The 16,205-nt window shown below is 70.8% G+C and carries 19 protein-coding genes; 17 read left to right on the forward strand and 2 right to left on the reverse strand.

What is annotated here, in order from left to right; all coding sequences use genetic code 11:
• Positions 1–416: C40 family peptidase (locus DEJ30_RS00005; protein ID WP_110858506.1), on the forward strand; the 416-nt coding region annotated here is incomplete at its 5' end.
• A gap of 216 nt (positions 417–632) precedes the next feature.
• On the opposite strand, the gene DEJ30_RS00010 is transcribed toward DEJ30_RS00005, so the two are convergent.
• Entirely contained in the window at positions 633–1,124 is a 492-nt protein-coding gene (locus tag DEJ30_RS00010) for an inorganic diphosphatase (protein WP_027467055.1), read from the reverse strand.
• A 64-nt stretch (positions 1,125–1,188) separates the two neighbouring features.
• On the opposite strand from DEJ30_RS00010, the gene tilS reads away from it, so the two are divergent.
• The 15 genes from tilS (at position 1,189) to DEJ30_RS00080 (ending at position 14,473) form a co-directional block, all read left to right on the forward strand.
• Complete coding sequence (gene tilS / locus DEJ30_RS00015; RefSeq protein ID WP_110858507.1) at positions 1,189–2,208, forward strand: tRNA lysidine(34) synthetase TilS; 1,020 nt, start codon at positions 1,189–1,191, stop codon at positions 2,206–2,208.
• Positions 2,209–2,217: 9 nt separating this feature from the next.
• Positions 2,218–2,769, forward strand: coding sequence for a hypoxanthine phosphoribosyltransferase (hpt, locus tag DEJ30_RS00020; protein WP_110858508.1), 552 nt, complete (start codon positions 2,218–2,220; stop codon positions 2,767–2,769).
• Positions 2,770–2,927: 158 nt separating this feature from the next.
• Positions 2,928–4,916, forward strand: coding sequence for an ATP-dependent zinc metalloprotease FtsH (gene ftsH, locus DEJ30_RS00025; RefSeq protein ID WP_027467057.1), 1,989 nt, complete (start codon positions 2,928–2,930; stop codon positions 4,914–4,916).
• A gap of 6 nt (positions 4,917–4,922) precedes the next feature.
• Positions 4,923–5,891, forward strand: a complete 969-nt coding sequence (folP, locus tag DEJ30_RS00030; RefSeq protein WP_181419928.1) for a dihydropteroate synthase — start codon at positions 4,923–4,925, stop codon at positions 5,889–5,891.
• Positions 5,888–6,277, forward strand: a complete 390-nt coding sequence (gene folB / locus DEJ30_RS00035) for a dihydroneopterin aldolase (RefSeq protein WP_110858509.1) — start codon at positions 5,888–5,890, stop codon at positions 6,275–6,277. The genes folP and folB overlap by 4 nt, the downstream gene beginning before the upstream one ends.
• Entirely contained in the window at positions 6,274–6,828 is a 555-nt protein-coding gene (folK, locus tag DEJ30_RS00040; protein ID WP_110858510.1) for a 2-amino-4-hydroxy-6-hydroxymethyldihydropteridine diphosphokinase, read from the forward strand. The genes folB and folK overlap by 4 nt, the downstream gene beginning before the upstream one ends.
• Positions 6,825–7,316, forward strand: coding sequence for a DUF3180 domain-containing protein (locus tag DEJ30_RS00045; RefSeq protein ID WP_110858511.1), 492 nt, complete (start codon positions 6,825–6,827; stop codon positions 7,314–7,316). The genes folK and DEJ30_RS00045 overlap by 4 nt, the downstream gene beginning before the upstream one ends.
• Before the next feature lie 24 nt (positions 7,317–7,340).
• On the forward strand, positions 7,341–7,862 hold the full coding sequence (locus DEJ30_RS00050) for a PH domain-containing protein (RefSeq protein WP_110858512.1): 522 nt from the start codon (positions 7,341–7,343) through the stop codon (positions 7,860–7,862).
• 9 nt (positions 7,863–7,871) lie between these two features.
• Entirely contained in the window at positions 7,872–9,632 is a 1,761-nt protein-coding gene (locus DEJ30_RS00055; RefSeq protein WP_110858513.1) for a PH domain-containing protein, read from the forward strand.
• Positions 9,629–10,321: a Rossmann-like and DUF2520 domain-containing protein gene (locus DEJ30_RS00060; protein WP_035809347.1), complete on the forward strand. Its 693-nt coding sequence runs from the start codon at positions 9,629–9,631 to the stop codon at positions 10,319–10,321. Before DEJ30_RS00055 ends, DEJ30_RS00060 begins: the two co-directional genes overlap by 4 nt.
• 511 nt (positions 10,322–10,832) lie before the next feature.
• A complete protein-coding gene (lysS, locus tag DEJ30_RS00065; RefSeq protein WP_110858514.1) occupies positions 10,833–12,359 on the forward strand; it encodes a lysine--tRNA ligase in 1,527 nt (508 codons plus the stop codon).
• A gap of 29 nt (positions 12,360–12,388) precedes the next feature.
• Complete coding sequence (locus DEJ30_RS00070; RefSeq protein WP_071245264.1) at positions 12,389–12,592, forward strand: hypothetical protein; 204 nt, start codon at positions 12,389–12,391, stop codon at positions 12,590–12,592.
• A 103-nt stretch (positions 12,593–12,695) separates the two neighbouring features.
• Positions 12,696–12,863, forward strand: a complete 168-nt coding sequence (locus DEJ30_RS17980; protein WP_181419929.1) for a hypothetical protein — start codon at positions 12,696–12,698, stop codon at positions 12,861–12,863.
• Between the two features lie 63 nt (positions 12,864–12,926).
• Positions 12,927–13,061 carry a hypothetical protein gene (locus DEJ30_RS18420; protein ID WP_258320880.1) on the forward strand — a complete coding sequence of 45 codons (135 nt, stop codon included), beginning with the start codon at positions 12,927–12,929 and terminating at the stop codon, positions 13,059–13,061.
• Between the two features lie 353 nt (positions 13,062–13,414).
• A complete protein-coding gene (locus DEJ30_RS00080; RefSeq protein ID WP_110858516.1) occupies positions 13,415–14,473 on the forward strand; it encodes a sigma-70 family RNA polymerase sigma factor in 1,059 nt (352 codons plus the stop codon).
• A gap of 200 nt (positions 14,474–14,673) precedes the next feature.
• Here DEJ30_RS00080 and DEJ30_RS00090 read toward each other — a convergent pair whose 3' ends face one another.
• A complete protein-coding gene (locus DEJ30_RS00090) occupies positions 14,674–15,606 on the reverse strand; it encodes an NAD(+)/NADH kinase (RefSeq protein ID WP_110858517.1) in 933 nt (310 codons plus the stop codon).
• 70 nt (positions 15,607–15,676) lie between these two features.
• On the opposite strand from DEJ30_RS00090, the gene DEJ30_RS00095 reads away from it, so the two are divergent.
• The gene (locus DEJ30_RS00095; protein ID WP_181419930.1) at positions 15,677–16,153 is read left to right on the forward strand and encodes a Clp protease N-terminal domain-containing protein; all 477 of its coding nucleotides are present in this window, start codon (positions 15,677–15,679) and stop codon (positions 16,151–16,153) included.
• Positions 16,154–16,205 lie beyond the last annotated feature (52 nt).

Genomic DNA, 16,205 nt, shown 5'->3' on the forward strand with positions numbered 1-16,205 from the left:
AGATGTGTATAAGAGACAGCCCCTCGAAGGCCGCCGGCGCGATCTCCTACGCCCGCGGTCAGCTCGGCAAGGCGTACGTCCTCGGCGGCGCCGGCCCGAACACCTGGGACTGCTCCGGCCTCGTGATGATGGCCTACAGCTCGCAGGGCATCGCGACCGGCGGCCACAACGTCGTCTGGCAGTACAACTACTTCAAGTCGATCGGCCGCCTCGTCCCGTTGTCCCAGCGCCAGCCCGGCGACATCCTGTTCTACTCGTCGAACGGCACGGCGTCGGGGGCGTACCACGACTCGATCGTGACGAGCTACGGCACGATGGTCGAGGCCGCGCGCCCCGGCGTCGGCGTCGTCGAGCGCGCGATCTGGCTGCCGAACCAGCTCATGCCGTACGTCGCCCGACCGAGCGGTTCCCTGTAGCCCGCTCTCGGTGTGCCCGTTCTTTCCCAGAGCGGCTGCGGTAGCAAGCGAGATCGGGCGTACCTGCACGGATCAAAGCACCAGGTACGCCCGTTTCCACCAGGTAAGCCCCGACCAGGTGCGCCCCGCCCCGCCCAGCCCCGTGCGCCCCGCACGACACAGAACGGCGCCCGCCCTCCGGATGGAGAGCGGGCGCCGTTCGTCGTCAGGGGATCGTCAGTGCGAGCCGGGCACGTACGCGGCCTGACCGGCCTGCACGATGCGCTCGGCCTCGGCGGCGTCGCCCCAGCCCTCGGCCTTGACCCACTTGTTCGGCTCGAGGTCCTTGTAGCGCTCGAAGAAGTGCGCGATCTCGGCCTTCGTCTGCTCCGGCACGTCCGAGATGTCCTGGATGTGTGCCCAGCGCGGGTCCTTGGCGGGGACGACGAGGACCTTCTCGTCGTTGCCGGCCTCGTCGCTCATCTTGAAGACGCCGACGGGGCGGACCTTGACGCCGACGCCGGGGAACGTCGGGAACTCGAGCAGCAGCAGCGCGTCCACGGGGTCACCGTCGTCGGCCAGGGTCTTCTCGAAGAACCCGTAGTCGGTGGGGTAGACGAACGAGGTGAACAGCACGCGGTCGAGGTAGACGCGACCGGTCTCGTGGTCCACCTCGTACTTGTTGCGGCTGCCCTTGGGGATCTCGACGACGACGTCGTACGCGGCCATGTTGCGCTCCTGTGTCTGCTTCGGGGACTGTCGTGTGTTGCGAAAGCGCGGCTAACGTTACCGGGTGAACTCTCCGCGTCCCCGGCTCGACCCCGCCGTCGCCGAGACCCGCCTGGCGGTCCGAGACCTGCTCGCCGCAGCCGTCGACGACGGTGTGGTCGCCGCAGGCGACCTGGTCCTCGTCGCACTGAGCGGTGGACCGGACTCCCTCGCCCTGGCGGCGGCCACCGCGTTCGAAGCGGGCAAGCAGGGTCTCCGGGCCGGGGCAGTGGTCGTCGACCACGCGCTCCAGGCGGGTTCCGAGGCGGTCGCGAGCCGCGCCTCCCGGCAGGCATCCGAGCTGGGACTCGACCCGGTGACGGTCCGCAGGGTCACGGTCGGCTCCGACGGTGGTCCGGAAGGCGCCGCCCGGGAGGCCCGCCACGCGTCGATCGCCGAGGTCGCGGCCGCCACCGGGTCACCCCTGGTGCTGCTGGGCCACACCCTGGACGACCAGGCCGAGACCGTGCTGCTCGGCCTGCTGCGCGGCAGCGGGCCGGACAGCCTGTCCGGCATGCAACCGCTCGCCCGACGCGACGGCGGTCCGGCGTACGGCCGGCCGCTCCTGTCGGTCCGGCGCCACACGACCCGGCAGGCGTGCGCCGCAGCGGGGCTGGCGCCGTGGCACGACCCGCAGAACGACGACCCCGCGTACGCACGGGTGCGCGTGCGGAACACCCTGCTCCCGGTGCTCGAACGGGAGCTCGGTGCCGGGGTGCCCGAGGCCCTGGCCCGCACGGCCGACCAGCTGCGCGAGGACTCCGCCGCCCTCGACCACTTCGCCGAGGAGATCGCCGAGGACATCGCCGAGCACTCCGAGGCGGGCATCTCGCTGTCGGTGCGGGCGCTCGGGGCGAACCCGCCGGCGCTCCGGCAGCGACTCGTGCGCCTGGCGGTGGAGAGCGAGTTCGGGGTGACGCTGTCGCGCCTGCAGACGCTCGAGGTCTGCCGGCTGGTCACGGACTGGAGCGGACAGGGCCCGATCGACCTGCCGGGCGTCCGTGCCACGCGGACCGGCGACCGCATTGAGTTCAGCGCCGGTTAGGCTGGCGTGGTGGAACTCTCCGACGTCCAGGCAGACCTGTCCGAAGTGCTCTTCACCCCCGAGCAGATCGACGAGAAGCTCGCCGAGCTCGCGGCGGTCGTCGACACCGACTACGCGGGCCGCGACCCGCTGCTCGTCGGGGTGCTCAAGGGTGCCGTCATGGTGATGGCTGACTTCTCGCGCCACCTCAAGATGCAGGCGCGGATGGACTGGATGGCGGTGTCGTCGTACGGCTCCGGCACGAAGTCGTCCGGTGTGGTGCGGATCCTCAAGGACCTGGACACCGACCTGCACGGCCGTGACGTCCTGATCGTCGAGGACATCATCGACTCCGGTCTGACCCTGTCGTGGCTCAAGCAGAACCTGCAGTCCCGCGGTGCCGCGAGCGTCGAGATCGTCGCCCTGCTGCGCAAGCCCGAGGCCGCCAAGGTCGAGGTCGACGTGAAGTACGTCGGCTTCGACATCCCCGACGCCTTCGTGGTCGGGTACGGCCTGGACTACGACGAGCGCTACCGCAACCTGCGCGGCGTCGGCGTCCTCGCTCCGCACGTCTACTCCTGACGGGCGGCCCGCCGCGCTCGGGTCGCACTCGGCCGACTCTGGCCCGGGGGTGAGTTCGCCCGCAGAGGACACCCATTCTCGCCACAGAATCGCGGCCGTATGCTGACCTGCACGCAACTTCGGCAGAGAAAGGTGTCGGGCACTCGCGCCCGGATCACATGAACTTCAAGCGCATCTTCCGCGGCCCGTACCTCTACGTGCTGATCGCGCTGGCGGGCATCTTCATCGGCTGGAGCGTCATCAGCCAGGGCAGCACGCAAGAGATCGACACCCAGAAGGGTCTCGAGCAGCTCTCCGATGACAAGGTCTCGTCCGCGACCATCAACTCCACCGAGCAGCGGGTCGACCTCGTCCTGAAGGACGGCGACAAGCAGGAGCAGTTCTACTACTCCACCCCGCGCGGCGAAGAGGTCGTGCAGGCGGTCAACGACGCCAACCTGCCCGACGGCTACAACGACCGCGTCGCCCAGGGCAACTGGTTCCTGTCGCTGCTCGGCATCCTGCTGCCGTTCCTGATCATCGGTGCCCTGTTCTGGTTCCTGCTCTCGAGCGCCCAGGGCGGCGGCTCGAAGGTCATGCAGTTCGGCAAGTCGAAGGCCAAGATCAACAACAAGGAGAACCCGCAGGTGTCGTTCGCCGACGTCGCGGGTGCCGACGAGGCGATCGAGGAACTGCACGAGATCAAGGAGTTCCTCAAGGAGCCTGCGAAGTTCCAGGCCGTCGGGGCGAAGATCCCGAAGGGCGTGCTGCTCTACGGCCCTCCCGGAACCGGCAAGACCCTGCTCGCCCGCGCCGTCGCGGGTGAAGCCGGCGTGCCGTTCTACTCGATCTCCGGTTCGGACTTCGTCGAGATGTTCGTCGGTGTCGGTGCGAGCCGTGTCCGTGACCTCTTCGAGCAGGCCAAGGCGAACTCGCCGGCCATCGTCTTCATCGACGAGATCGACGCCGTCGGTCGTCACCGTGGTGCCGGCATCGGCGGTGGCAACGACGAGCGCGAGCAGACGCTGAACCAGCTCCTCGTCGAGATGGACGGCTTCGACGGCAAGACGAACGTCATCCTCATCGCCGCGACGAACCGTCCCGACGTGCTCGACCCCGCGCTCCTGCGCCCCGGCCGTTTCGACCGCCAGATCGGCGTCGACGCCCCGGGTCTCGCCGGCCGCAAGCAGATCCTCGAGGTGCACGCGAAGGGCAAGCCGCTCGCCGCGAGCGTCGACCTCGAGCTGCTCGCCCGCAAGACGCCGGGCTTCACCGGTGCCGACCTGGCGAACGTCCTGAACGAGGCGGCCCTGCTGACCGCCCGCTCGAACGCGCAGCTCATCGACAACCGTGCCCTCGACGAGGCCGTCGACCGAGTGATGGCCGGCCCGCAGCGCCGGACCCGGATCATGTCGGACCAGGAACGCCTGATCACCGCGTACCACGAGGGCGGCCACGCCCTGGCGGCAGCGGCGATGCGGCACACCGACCCGGTCACGAAGATCACGATCCTGCCCCGCGGCCGTGCCCTCGGCTACACGATGGTGCTCCCGCTCGAGGACAAGTACTCGGTCACCCGCAACGAGCTCCTCGACCAGCTCACCTACGCCATGGGTGGTCGCGTCGCGGAGGAGATCGTGTTCCACGACCCGACCACGGGCGCCTCGAACGACATCGAGAAGGCCACCGGCACCGCCCGCAAGATGGTCACCGAGTACGGCATGAGCCAGGCCGTCGGGTCCGTCAAGCTCGGTTCCGGCTCGAGCGAGCCGTTCGTCGGCCGTGACATGAGCGGTGGCACCGGTCGCGACTACTCGGAGACCATCGCCCAGACGGTCGACGCCGAGACCCGAGCCCTGCTCGAGGCCGCGCACGACGAGGCCTACCAGGTGCTCAACGACAACCGCGACATCCTCGACCGCCTGGCCGGCGAGCTCCTCGAGAAGGAGACGCTCGACGCCCCGGAGCTCGTGGAGATCTTCAAGGACGTCCGCAAGCTGCCGGAGCGCCCGCAGTGGCTCTCCAGCGACAAGCGCCCGGTCAGCAACCTGCCCGCGATCGACGTGCCCGGCAAGGCCGCCTCGACCGCAGCGGACCCGTCGGACTCCGAGTCGACCTCGAAGACCCGTCGTCGCCCGTTCGGCAACCCGGGTATCGCCCCCGCGTAGGCCGGCATGACCGAGCTGCCGACGCGACGAGAGCGTCGACTCGCCGAGGTGAGTCGTGCCCGCGCCGCCGCCGCCGAACCGGCGACGGTCGCGATCGACCTCCGTGCACCCCAGCCGGTGCCGGAGGTCGTGACCGGCCGTCGCCGTGACCGTGGTGGTCCGGCCGAGGAGCGCACCCGGGTGCTCGGCATCCTCAACGTCACCCCCGACTCGTTCAGCGACGGTGGGCTGCACCAGGCCTACGACGCCGCCGTGCAGCACGCACGTGACCTCGTCGCCGCCGGTGCGGACGTCATCGACGTCGGTGGTGAGTCGACCCGGCCCGGTTCCGAGCGCGTGCCCGTGCCGGTCGAGCAGGAACGTGTGCTGCCGATCGTGCAGCAGCTCGTGGCCGAAGGGATCCCGGTCAGCGTCGACACCATGAACGCCGCGACGGCCGAGCGCGCGGTCGACCTCGGCGCCGCCATCGTCAACGACGTCTCCGGCGGCCTCGCCGATCCGGACATGGCCCGGGTCGTGGCGTCGACGGGCGTCGGCTTCGTCGTCATGCACTGGCGCGGCCACAGCGACCGGATGTACCGCAACGCCGAGTACACCCACGCGGTCGAAGAGGTCCGGCGCGAGGTCGAGCTCCGGGTCGCCGAACTCATCGTGCTCGGCGTCCGGCAGGAGCAGGTCGTCATCGACCCGGGTCTCGGCTTCGCCAAGCACGGGGTGCAGAACTGGCAGATCCTGGCCGGCTACGAGCGCTTCGCCTCGATCGGCCTGCCGGTGCTCGTCGCCGCCTCACGCAAGCGGTTCCTCGACGGTGTCGGGAGCCCCGAGGGCGCTCCGCCCAGGGAGCGCGACCTCGCCACCGCCGCCATCAGCCTGCTCGCCGCCGAACGCGGCGCGTGGGGTGTGCGCGTGCACGACCCGGCACCGACCCGTGCCGTGCTCGACGTCTGGGACGCCTGGAGGGCAGCTCGATCGTGAACGACACCATCCGACTCACCGGGGTCCGCGCCCGCGGACACCACGGCGTCTTCGACCACGAGCGCGAGGACGGCCAGGACTTCGTCGTCGACGTCGCCGTGGAGCTCGACACCCGTGCCGCCTCGGGTAGCGACGACCTCGACGCCACCGTGCACTACGGCGTCCTCGCCGAGCAGGTCGTCGCCGAGATCGAACGCGACCCGGTCGACCTGATCGAGACGCTGGCCGAGCGCATCGCCGCGGCCGTGCTCACCCACCGTGCCGCGCTGGCGACCGAGGTCACGGTGCACAAGCCGCAGGCCCCGATCACCGTGCCGTTCACCGACGTGTCGATCACCATCCGACGCACCCGCGGCGCCACGGTGCCGGACGAGGAAGAAGAATGACCCACCGGGTCGTCGTCGCCCTCGGAGCGAACCTCGGCGATCGGGGGAGCACGCTCCGTGCCGCCGCCACCGCGATCGCCGCCCTGCCCGGGGTCGAGCCGGTGGCCTCGAGCCGCGAGGTCGAGTCGGTCGCCGTGACCCTCGAGGGCCTCGACACGTCGAAGCCCCGCTACCGGAACGCCGTCGTGGTCGTCGACACCGAACTCGAGCCACAGGCCTTCCTCGACGCCCTGCACGGCATCGAGGACGCCCACGGCCGCACGCGCGAAGTCCGGTGGGGCGACCGCACCCTCGACCTCGACATCGTCGCGGTGGACGACCTGCGGATCGCCACGGACACCCTCGTCGTGCCGCACCCCCGGGCGGCGGAGCGCGCGTTCGTGCTCGCCCCGTGGCTCGACGCCGACCCCGAGGCCGTCCTGCCCGGTGCCGGACCGGTGGCCGACCTGCTCACCGCCGTGGGGGACGACACCGAGCGCGTCGACGAGCCGCGCCTGTTCGCGGAGCCGACACGGGCCTCCCGGCCGGCGGGGAGCGCGACCAGCGCATGAAGCCCACCCGCGCCTCCACGCTGCTCAGCATCGCCATCGTGACGGTGGTCGCCGGTTTCGCGCTCGACGCCGTCCTGGCGTCGCGCCAACTGCCGACGTTCCTGTTCTCGATCCCGCTCGGCATCACGCTCGCCTTCATCGGTGTCGCCGTCGTGCTCATGGCGCGCCCGGTGCGCCGACACGCGCGCGACGGCGCCGGGCGCCAGCGGCCGGTCGACCCGCTCTACGCGACGCGGGTCGTCGTGCTCGCGAAGGCGTCCAGCATCTGCGGCACGCTGCTGGGCGGGTTCGCCCTCGGCCTCGTGCTGTACCTGCTCACCCGTTCCGCGACGCCTTCGCTAGGCTCGACCCTGCCGAACGTGATCGCCGTCGGGGGCGGGATCGTCCTGACGGTCTGCGCACTCGTGGCGGAGCGGATGTGCATCGCACCCCCGGGTGACGACGACGACCGTGACGATCCCCGCAACGGTTCGACGACGGTGAACTGACCGAGCAACCCCAGGAGGCCCGCGATGCCGCGTGAACGACTCGACGAGCCCGGCCTCGGCCTCGGTGGGATCGCCTGGCAGCGGGTGTCCGCGAAGCTCGTGTGGACCGAACTCATCGCCACGCTCGTGATCGGTGTCGTGCTCACCGCGGGCTGCGTGCTCATCGGGATCGTCACGGGCGGCTTCGGTTCCGGAGCCGGCACCGTGTGGCTCACCATCGGCATCGTGGTCGCGGTCGTCACGGCGATCACCGCTGCGCTCACACCCCGACGGGTCCGGGCCATCGGCTACGCGCTCCGCGACGACGACCTGGTCGTGCGCCGCGGGCTCATGTGGCAGCGGTTCACGGCGGTCCCGTACGGCCGGATGCAGCTCGTCGACGTCGCCCGCGGGCCGCTCGACCGGGCGCTCGGCATGAGCGAGCTGAAGTTCGTCACCGCCGCCGCCGCCACGAACGTCCGGATCCCGGGTGTCCCGGCAGCGGACGCCGACGAGCTGCGCGACCGCCTCGTCGAGCTCGCCGAGTCCCGTCGCGCCGGACTGTAGGGGTCGTCCGTGACCTTCCGACCGGGCACCCCGCCACCCGCTCCGCCCGCGCCGCCCACCCGGGGCAACGCGGCCGCCGCGGCACCCCTGACCGACGGCGAGTGGCACCGCCTGCACCCGCTCACCCCGCTGCTCAAGGGCGGGATCTTCCTCATCGTCATCCTCGGTTACGTGCTGAACAGCCTGCGTGACCGGCTCGTCGAGTTCTTCATCCCGGGCGAGCAGCAGGAGGACGGCGACCCGGTCCGGTACGTGTACGAGCACGGCGTCGTCGGCTGGGTCCTGCTCGGCATCGTGGTGCTGCTCGTGGTGCTGATCGGGCTGTTCTACCTGTCCTGGCGCATGCACGAGTTCCGCGTCACCGGCGAGATCGTCGAGGTGCGCTCGGGCGTGCTGTTCCGGAACCACAGGAAGGCCCGGCTCGACCGGATCCAGGGCATCAACATCCAGCGGCCGCTCGTGCCCCGGGTGTTCGGCACCGCCAAGCTCGAGATCGCGCAGGCCGGCAACGACGCCAACGTGCAGCTCGCCTACCTCGGGGCCCGTGCCGCCGACGACCTGCGGCAGCGGATCCTGGTGCTGGCGTCCGGCACGAAGGACGACGACGGCCACGGTGGTCCGTCGCGGCAGTCGCACGGAGCACTGCAGGACCGCGTCGACGAGATGTTCTCGCCCGAGCTCGACCCGGCAGCCGTGCACGCCACCCGCATCGTCAAGGTGCGCCCCGGTCGCCTCATCGCGTCGATGCTGCTGTCCGGCACGACGCTGTTCCTCGTGCTCGTCATCACCGCGATGATCGTCAGCGTCGCCGTCACCGGCGAGTACGGCCTGCTGTTCGGGCTGTTCCCCGCCGTGCTCGGTGCCGGCGGGTACTACGTCCGCAAGTTCTCCCGCTCGTTGCAGTACACGATCGCCGAGACCCGCGACGGCATCCGGATCGGTTTCGGGCTGGTCTCGACGTCGAACGAGACGCTGCCGCCCGGCCGCATCCACGCCGTCAGCGTCGCCCAGCCGCTGCTGTGGCGTCCGTTCGGCTGGTGGGACATCCGCATCAACCGTGCGACGAGCGCCGGCAACGGGGCGTCGAGCAACCAGCAGGTGTCCTCGATCGTGCTGCCCGTCGGCACCACGGCGGACGTCCGCGAGGTCCTCGACATCATCCTGCCGGGGCTCGTCGGCACCGTCGTCGCCGGCCCGGAAGCCTCGCAGGAAGCGCTGCGCGAGGGTGCGGCCGAAGCCGTGGACGTCGTCGACGACAGCCTCACCACCTCGGGCGACCGCGGCGGCTTCGTGCACTCCCCACGACGTGGCGCCTGGCTCCGTCCGTTCGCGTTCCGGCGCAACGGCTACCGGTTCGTGCAGGGTGCGGTGCTGCTGCGGCTCGGTGCCGTGTGGCGCTCGCTCGTCATCGTGCCGCTGCCCCGGGTGCAGAGCGTCAAGGTCGAGCAGGGTCCGCTCGAGCGTGCCCTGCGGCTCGCAGCCGTCCACGTCCACACCGTGGCCGGTCCGGTCTCGGCCCGCGTCGGCGCGCTCGACGCGCGTGACGCGCAGCGCCTGTGGTCGGAGACGACGCAGCGTGCCGTCCAGGCCGCAGCGGTCGACACGACCCACCGCTGGCGCGAACGGGAGGCCCGTCCCGCGACGGCCACGCACGCTGCGGCCGACACCGTGCCCGGGTCCGGAATCCCTGCCGGACCGACGGCGGACCACCGGTCCGGTGCCGTCCCTGCCGGCTGGGCCGACGTCCCCCCGACCGGAGCCGCACGATGAGGGCCGGGCGTCTCGGGGTCGGCATCGTCGGCGCCGGACGGGTCGGACCCGTCCTCGGAGCGGCCCTGGCGAACGCGGAGCACGCCGTCGTCGGGGTGACCGCCGTGTCCGACGAGAGCCGTGACCGCGCCGAGGCCATGCTGCCGGGCGCCCCGGTGCTCGCGACGCCGGACCTGGTGGAGCGGAGCGAACTCGTGCTGCTCGCGGTGCCGGACGACCAGCTCGCCTCGCTCGTGCAGGGTCTGGCGGACGCCGGGATCTGGCAACCGGGGCAGCTCGTCGTGCACACCAGCCCGGACCACGGCGTCGGCATCCTCGCCCCGGCGATGGCAGCCGGTGCGATCCCGTTGGCGATCCACCCCGCGATGGCCTTCACGGGCACGAGCGTCGACCTGTCCCGGCTGCGCGACGCGTACTGCGCGGTGACCGCACCGGCGCCCGTCCTGCCGATCGCGCAGGCGCTCGTGGTCGAGATGGGCGCCGAACCGTTCGTCGTGGCCGAAGGCGACCGGCCCGCCTACGCCGATGCGGTGCGTGCCGCCGTGAGCTTCTCGACCGCGATCGTGGACCAGTCCGCCGGCACCCTGTCGGGCATCGGCGTCGAACACCCGGGTCGTGTCCTCGGTGCGCTCGTCCGCTCCGCCGTCGACAACGCGCTCACCGCCGCCGACGGGCAGTCGACGCTCTAGCGGTTCGGGGGCGGGCCGCGGCGCGGGGAGGAAGTCGGGGCCGGGCGCTCGAGAGGTCGCGACTCCCCGCTCAGTTCCGCCCGAGTGGTCACGACCTGTCGGCTGCGCGTGCTCAAGCCGACAGATTGTGACCGGTGGGCCTGACGCATGCGGGGAGTTGTGACCCCAGTCTCGGCTCCTGTTCCGGCGGGCTCGGGAACTCCGGCTGGTCAAGACTCCCCGCTCAGTCCGCCCGAGTGGTCACGACCTGTCGGCTGCGCGTGCTCAAGCCGACAGATTGTGACCGGCGGGCGTGGTGCGGGCGGGGTGTTGTGACCGCGGTCTCGGCTCCGGCAGCCCGGCAGCCCGTAGCTCTGCAGCCCGTAGCTCTGCAGCCCGGGGTGGTCGGGACCCACCGCTCAATTCAGCCGAGGGGGCGGGAACTGTGGGCCGGGCGGCCACGGTTCGGGGGCGGGACCGCGGCGCGGGTAGCATTTCCCCCGACCCCCACGACCATCGGAGCCGCACCCGCATGACCGACGAGACCGTCACCCCCGACACCGCGATCGCCGCCGCCGCCGCACTGGCCGAGCAGGAGACCAGCGAGCAGCGACAGGTCCGGCTCGACAAGCGGGCGAAGCTGCTGGAGTCGGGCATCGAGGCGTACCCCGCCGAGCTCCCCATCACCACGACGATCCCGGCCGTGCGCGAGCAGTACGCGCACCTGGAGACCGGCGAGGAGACCCAGGACGTCGTGGGCATCGCTGGTCGTGTGGTGTTCTCGCGCAACACCGGCAAGCTCTGCTTCGCGTCCCTGCAGTCGGGCGACGGCTCGCGCATCCAGGCGATGGTCTCCCTGGCCGAGGTGGGAGACGAGTCCCTCGCCCGCTGGAAGGAGTTCGTCGACCTGGGCGACCACGTGTTCGTGCACGGGCGGGTGATCTCCTCGCGCCGCGGCGAGCTGTCCATCATGGTCGACGACTGGGCGATCGCGGCGAAGGCGATCCTGCCGCTGCCGAACCTGCACAACGAGCTCAACGAGGAGACGCGGGTCCGCCAGCGCTACCTCGACCTCATCGTCCGCGACGAGGCCCGCGCCACCGTGCGTGCCCGCGCTGCCGTGATGGCCTCGCTCCGCCAGACCTTCACCGCGCACGAGTACCTCGAGGTCGAGACCCCGATGCTGCAGACCCAGCACGGCGGCGCCTCGGCCCGACCGTTCGTGACGCACTCGAACGCCTTCGACACCGAGCTGTTCCTGCGCATCGCACCCGAGCTGTTCCTGAAGCGTGCCGTCGTCGGTGGCATCGACCGGGTGTTCGAGATCAACCGCAACTTCCGCAACGAGGGCGCCGACTCGTCGCACTCGCCCGAGTTCGCGATGGTCGAGGCGTACCAGGCGTACGGCAACTACGAGCAGATGGCCGACCTGACGCAGGAGCTCGTGCAGAACGCCACCCGCGCGGTCACCGGTGGTGCGCTCGAGGTCACCCTGCCCGACGGCAGCACCTACGACCTGGGTGGCGAGTGGCCCCGCATCGACATGTACGGCTCGCTGTCCGAGGCCGCGGGGCGCGAGATCACCCCGGAGACCCCGCTGTCCGAGCTGCAGGCGCTCGCCGAGGCCGAGGGCGTCGAGGTCGCCCACGCCACGCACGGCAAGTACGTCGAGGAGCTCTGGGAGCACTTCGTCATCGACTCGCTCGACCGCCCGACCTTCGTGATGAACTTCCCGGTCGACACCTCGCCGCTCACCCGGCAGCACCGCACGCGTCCCGGCGTCGTCGAGAAGTGGGACCTGTACGTCCGCGGCTTCGAGCTCGGCACGGCGTACTCCGAGCTCGTCGACCCGGTCGTGCAGCGGGAGCGGTTCGTCGAGCAGGCGAAGCTCGCGGCCGGCGGTGACCTCGAGGCGATGCGCGTCGACGAGGACTTCCTGCGGGCCCTGGAGCACGCGATGCCCCCGTCGGGCGGCATGGGCATGGGGATCGACCGCCTGCTCATGGCCATCACGGGCCTGGGCATCCGCGAGACGATCCTGTTCCCGCTGGTCAAATAACTCCCGGTCCACCGGGGTACGATGCTCGGGTGCCTGAAGGAGTCGTAAGCGGGATCGTCTTCGCCCTGACGCCGACCATCGTCGTCGGCCTGATCTTCTGGTTCGTGATGCGCGCGATCATGCGTGCCGACCGGACCGAGCGTGCCGCGTACGCCAAGGTCGAGGCCGAGGAGCGTGCCCGCTTCGAGCGTGAGCACGGTCGCCCCGCGCCGGCTCCGACGTCGGCCGAGTAGCCCCAGCCACAGCCGCAGCACCTTGCTCCCCGCGCGCTGTCCGGCGCGCACGTCCTGCGCTGACTTCACCCGGCGTTCACCGCGCGGTGTGACGCTGTCGCGCATGCCGACCTTCCCGGAACCCGTCGACGATCTCGACGACCTCGACGTGGATGACGCCTTCGGGCACCCGGTGGCGGGCACGGCCGGCCTGCCCGCCGACGGAACCGACCGCGAAGCCGACGGCGGACCCCTCGACGACGAGGGCGACGTCGACGACCTCGACGTCTGAGCGCCGACGGACCGTCACGCACCGTTCACCTCGCCGACGCGTGCCGGGGTGAGCATCGTCCGCATGGCAACCACCGCACATCCCTTCACGGGCCGCAGCCTCGTCGGCGACATCGAGAGCGAGTACGACGAGTTCGACCGAGACGCAGACCTCGAGGTCTCCAAGCGCCGGGACGGGTGGCTCGAACCCTCCTGGTGACCCCCACCCATTCGGTATTCGGGGTACGACGACCAGATCGCACTGATCCGGTCGGACGTACCCCTTTTGCATGTCCGGAGTACGCAGTCGCCTGGGGTACACGATCGGAAACGCTGGTGAAACACGCCTGCAACGCCGGAAACACGGCGTTATCCGCTTGAACTAGGGCCGAATGGGGGACCAGACTGTCGGTGGGCTGTACCCCGCGGGGGACGCTTTCGATGACGAAGCACGGAGAACCCTGAGAATCGCTCCGAACGATTTGTGGGGTACACCTCCGGGCCGCTTTACTCATCAGCACCCCCCGGCAACGCCCCACGAAGCCATCACCGTCGAACGCAGGGAGAAACACCATGACGATCGCAACGGCTGCACCCAGCACCACCCGCCGCACCGCCACCAAGAAGGCACCGGCATCGAAGACCGCGACCGCCGAGTCCGCCACCACCTCCCTCGACACCGAGGTCGAGGCCGACGAGCAGCTCGCCGGTGTCCGCGGCGCCTCGGTCGACCAGGTCGGCGACTACCTCCGTCACATCGGCCGTCTCTCGCTCCTCACCGCCGAGGAAGAAGCGCAGATCGCACGCCGCATCGAGGTCGGGCTCTTCGCCGAAGAGAAGCTCGCCACCGAGAAGGGTCTCGCGAAGACCCTGCAGCGTGAACTCCGCTGGCTCGTCCGTGACGGTGAGCGCGCCAAGGAGCGCATGATCACCTCGAACCTCCGCCTCGTCGTGAGCATCGCCAAGCGGTACTCGCAGCGCGGCCTGCCCTTCATGGACGTCATCCAGGAAGGCAACCTCGGCCTGGTTCGTGCGGTCGAGAAGTTCGACTTCACGCAGGGCTACAAGTTCTCGACCTACGCCACCTGGTGGATCCGTCAGGCCATCTCGCGTGGTCTCGCCGACAAGGCACGCACGATCCGCATCCCGGTGCACACCGTCGAGCTCATCAACAAGATCTCGCGCACCGAGCGTGACCTGACCGTCGACCTCGGCCGTGCGCCGATGCCGGAGGAAGTCGCCGCCGAGCTGAGCATGAGCGTCGAGGAGCTCGTCGACCTCAAGGGCCGCTCGCACGAGCCGGTCTCGATCCACACCGTGGTCGGCGACTCCGACGACAGCGAACTCGGTGACTTCATCGAGGACGAGGACGCCGCGAGCCCGAACGAGCTCACCGAGACGACGCTGCTGCACCGCGACATCCGCTCCATCGTCGCCGAGCTGCCCAGCGACGAGGCGAACGTCATCCGCATGCGCTACGGCCTGGACGACGACAAGCCGATGACCCTCGACGAGATCTCGAAGATCGTGCACACGACCCGCCAGGCCGTCAGCCGCGTGGAGTCGCGCGCCAAGCTGCGTCTGTTCGCCAAGGCGGTCTCGCAGGACATGCAGCTGTACCTGACCAACTAGGTCAGCGGACTTCGGCCGGTACGTTCACCCGTGCCGGCGCGGGGAAACCGGGTCGTTCTGTGGGAAGACGATCCGGTGGGGTGATGGGACGGCCCGCTCGAGCACTGCTCGAGCGGGCCATTCACGTTCCCGGGGCCGGGGCCCGGGCCGGGGCCCGGGCCGGTCCCAGGGCCAGGGCCAGGGCCAGCACCGACGCGGCGTCAGTCGTCGATCTCGCGCCGGAGCTTCTGCCGCAGGTCGCTCGGGATGAGCTCGACCAACTGGTCTGGCCGCACCGGCAGGTCGAGCAGGCTGAGTTTCACCCGCCCGGTACGCCCGTGCCGCTCGGCGTCGAGGCGCACCACGCTGCCGGCGTCCTTGCGGAGCCGCATGTCGATCTGCGCCCCGGTGGCCACCTCGCCGACCACGAGTCCGTCGACCTCGAGCGCTGCGCTCCTGGTGCCCTCGGCGATGTCGAACCGGTAGCGCTCCCGCGCGGCGAGCACCACGGAACGGTCGATCCCGGCCATCGGCGCGACCGGCGTCACCACGGAGCCGGACAGTGCGGGGGAGAGCACCGGCCCACCGGCGGCGTAGTTGTACGCGGTCGAGCCGGCGGGGGTGGAGGCGACGATGGCGTCGGCGCGGTAGTACCCGTACCCGAGGCCCCCGACGCTGAGGTCGGCCGAGACCTGCCCGGCGCCGGGCCGCCGCACGATGGTCAGGTCGTTGAACGCCAGGTAGTCGGTGCGGGCACCGCCCCAGGACAACCTGGCCTCGAGCGCGTGGTGCGGCTCGAGCTGGTACTCGCCGGCGGACAGTCGTTCGAGCGCGCTCTCGAGCTCGGGCGGCTCGATCTCGACCAGGAACCCGACGTTGCCGTAGTTCACCCCGAGGACGGGCACCGGGCGCTTCGCCACGAGCCGCATCGCGCCGAGCATGGTGCCGTCGCCGCCGAGGGCCACGACCAGGTCGACGCGGTCGGTGAAGTCGTCGTCGTCGACCACGTCGACCCCGCCGCCGATGCGCTGGGCGTCCGCGCGCCGGGCGAGCAGCTCGCCCTGGCCGGACGCGTTCCAGCGCTGCAGGGTCGTCACGGACTCCTGCACGTTCTTGGTCGGGTGGACGACGAGGCCGACGACGGGCTGCTCCATGACCGGATCGTACCGAGCGGACCTCCGATGCGGGCTGGTCGTCCGCAGAGGCATGAGATATTCTGAATACATGCAGACCGCTCAGCTCTCCGTCGCCCTCCCTTCCGTCCGGCACGGCCGCGAGATCGTGCTGCTCGCCGACCTCGAATCCCACGAGTCCGGCTTCGGCTTCGTCGACGCCGAACACCTGCTGTTGGCCGCCGTCACGCTCTGCGCCGGCATGCCCCGTTTCCGGCCCGTCCTCGATGCGCACCGGATCACCCCCGACGCCGTCCGCTCCGGCATCCGCGCCTTCGTCGGCGCCCACACCACCTGCCCCGGAGAACACGACCGCGTCGCGTGCACGCCTGCTGCGATGCGCGTGCTCGCCCGCGCCGCGACGACCGCCGGGCGTTCGGAGCGCATCCGACCGCCGCACGTCGTCCTCGCCGTGCTCGACTCGGTCGACGATCCGCTCGCCGGATCGGCGCACGACGTCCTCGACGCCCTCGGCGTCGACGCGCGCCGTTTCCGACGTGACCTGCGTCGCGCGGTGCGGCGCGCCTGACCCAGCGCGACCACGAAGCGGACTGGAGGCCCGTGGCGGAATCGCCACGGGC

This window comes from Curtobacterium sp. MCPF17_003 (genome assembly GCF_003224385.1).
In the GTDB taxonomy this organism is placed as follows: Bacteria; Actinomycetota; Actinomycetes; order Actinomycetales; family Microbacteriaceae; genus Curtobacterium; species Curtobacterium flaccumfaciens.

What these genes read in the sequence shown, in the direction of transcription:
- DEJ30_RS00010 (WP_027467055.1), bottom strand. Translation starts at nt 1,124, where the DNA reads ATGGCCGCGTACGACGTCGTCGTCGAGATCCCCAAGGGCAGCCGCAAC.
- ftsH (WP_027467057.1), top strand. Translation starts at nt 2,928, where the DNA reads ATGAACTTCAAGCGCATCTTCCGCGGCCCGTACCTCTACGTGCTGATC.
- folP (WP_181419928.1), top strand. Translation starts at nt 4,923, where the DNA reads ATGACCGAGCTGCCGACGCGACGAGAGCGTCGACTCGCCGAGGTGAGT.
- folK (WP_110858510.1), top strand. Translation starts at nt 6,274, where the DNA reads ATGACCCACCGGGTCGTCGTCGCCCTCGGAGCGAACCTCGGCGATCGG.
- DEJ30_RS00045 (WP_110858511.1), top strand. Translation starts at nt 6,825, where the DNA reads ATGAAGCCCACCCGCGCCTCCACGCTGCTCAGCATCGCCATCGTGACG.
- DEJ30_RS00050 (WP_110858512.1), top strand. Translation starts at nt 7,341, where the DNA reads ATGCCGCGTGAACGACTCGACGAGCCCGGCCTCGGCCTCGGTGGGATC.
- DEJ30_RS00060 (WP_035809347.1), top strand. Translation starts at nt 9,629, where the DNA reads ATGAGGGCCGGGCGTCTCGGGGTCGGCATCGTCGGCGCCGGACGGGTC.
- lysS (WP_110858514.1), top strand. Translation starts at nt 10,833, where the DNA reads ATGACCGACGAGACCGTCACCCCCGACACCGCGATCGCCGCCGCCGCC.
- DEJ30_RS17980 (WP_181419929.1), top strand. Translation starts at nt 12,696, where the DNA reads ATGCCGACCTTCCCGGAACCCGTCGACGATCTCGACGACCTCGACGTG.
- DEJ30_RS18420 (WP_258320880.1), top strand. Translation starts at nt 12,927, where the DNA reads ATGGCAACCACCGCACATCCCTTCACGGGCCGCAGCCTCGTCGGCGAC.
- DEJ30_RS00080 (WP_110858516.1), top strand. Translation starts at nt 13,415, where the DNA reads ATGACGATCGCAACGGCTGCACCCAGCACCACCCGCCGCACCGCCACC.
- DEJ30_RS00090 (WP_110858517.1), bottom strand. Translation starts at nt 15,606, where the DNA reads ATGGAGCAGCCCGTCGTCGGCCTCGTCGTCCACCCGACCAAGAACGTG.
- DEJ30_RS00095 (WP_181419930.1), top strand. Translation starts at nt 15,677, where the DNA reads ATGCAGACCGCTCAGCTCTCCGTCGCCCTCCCTTCCGTCCGGCACGGC.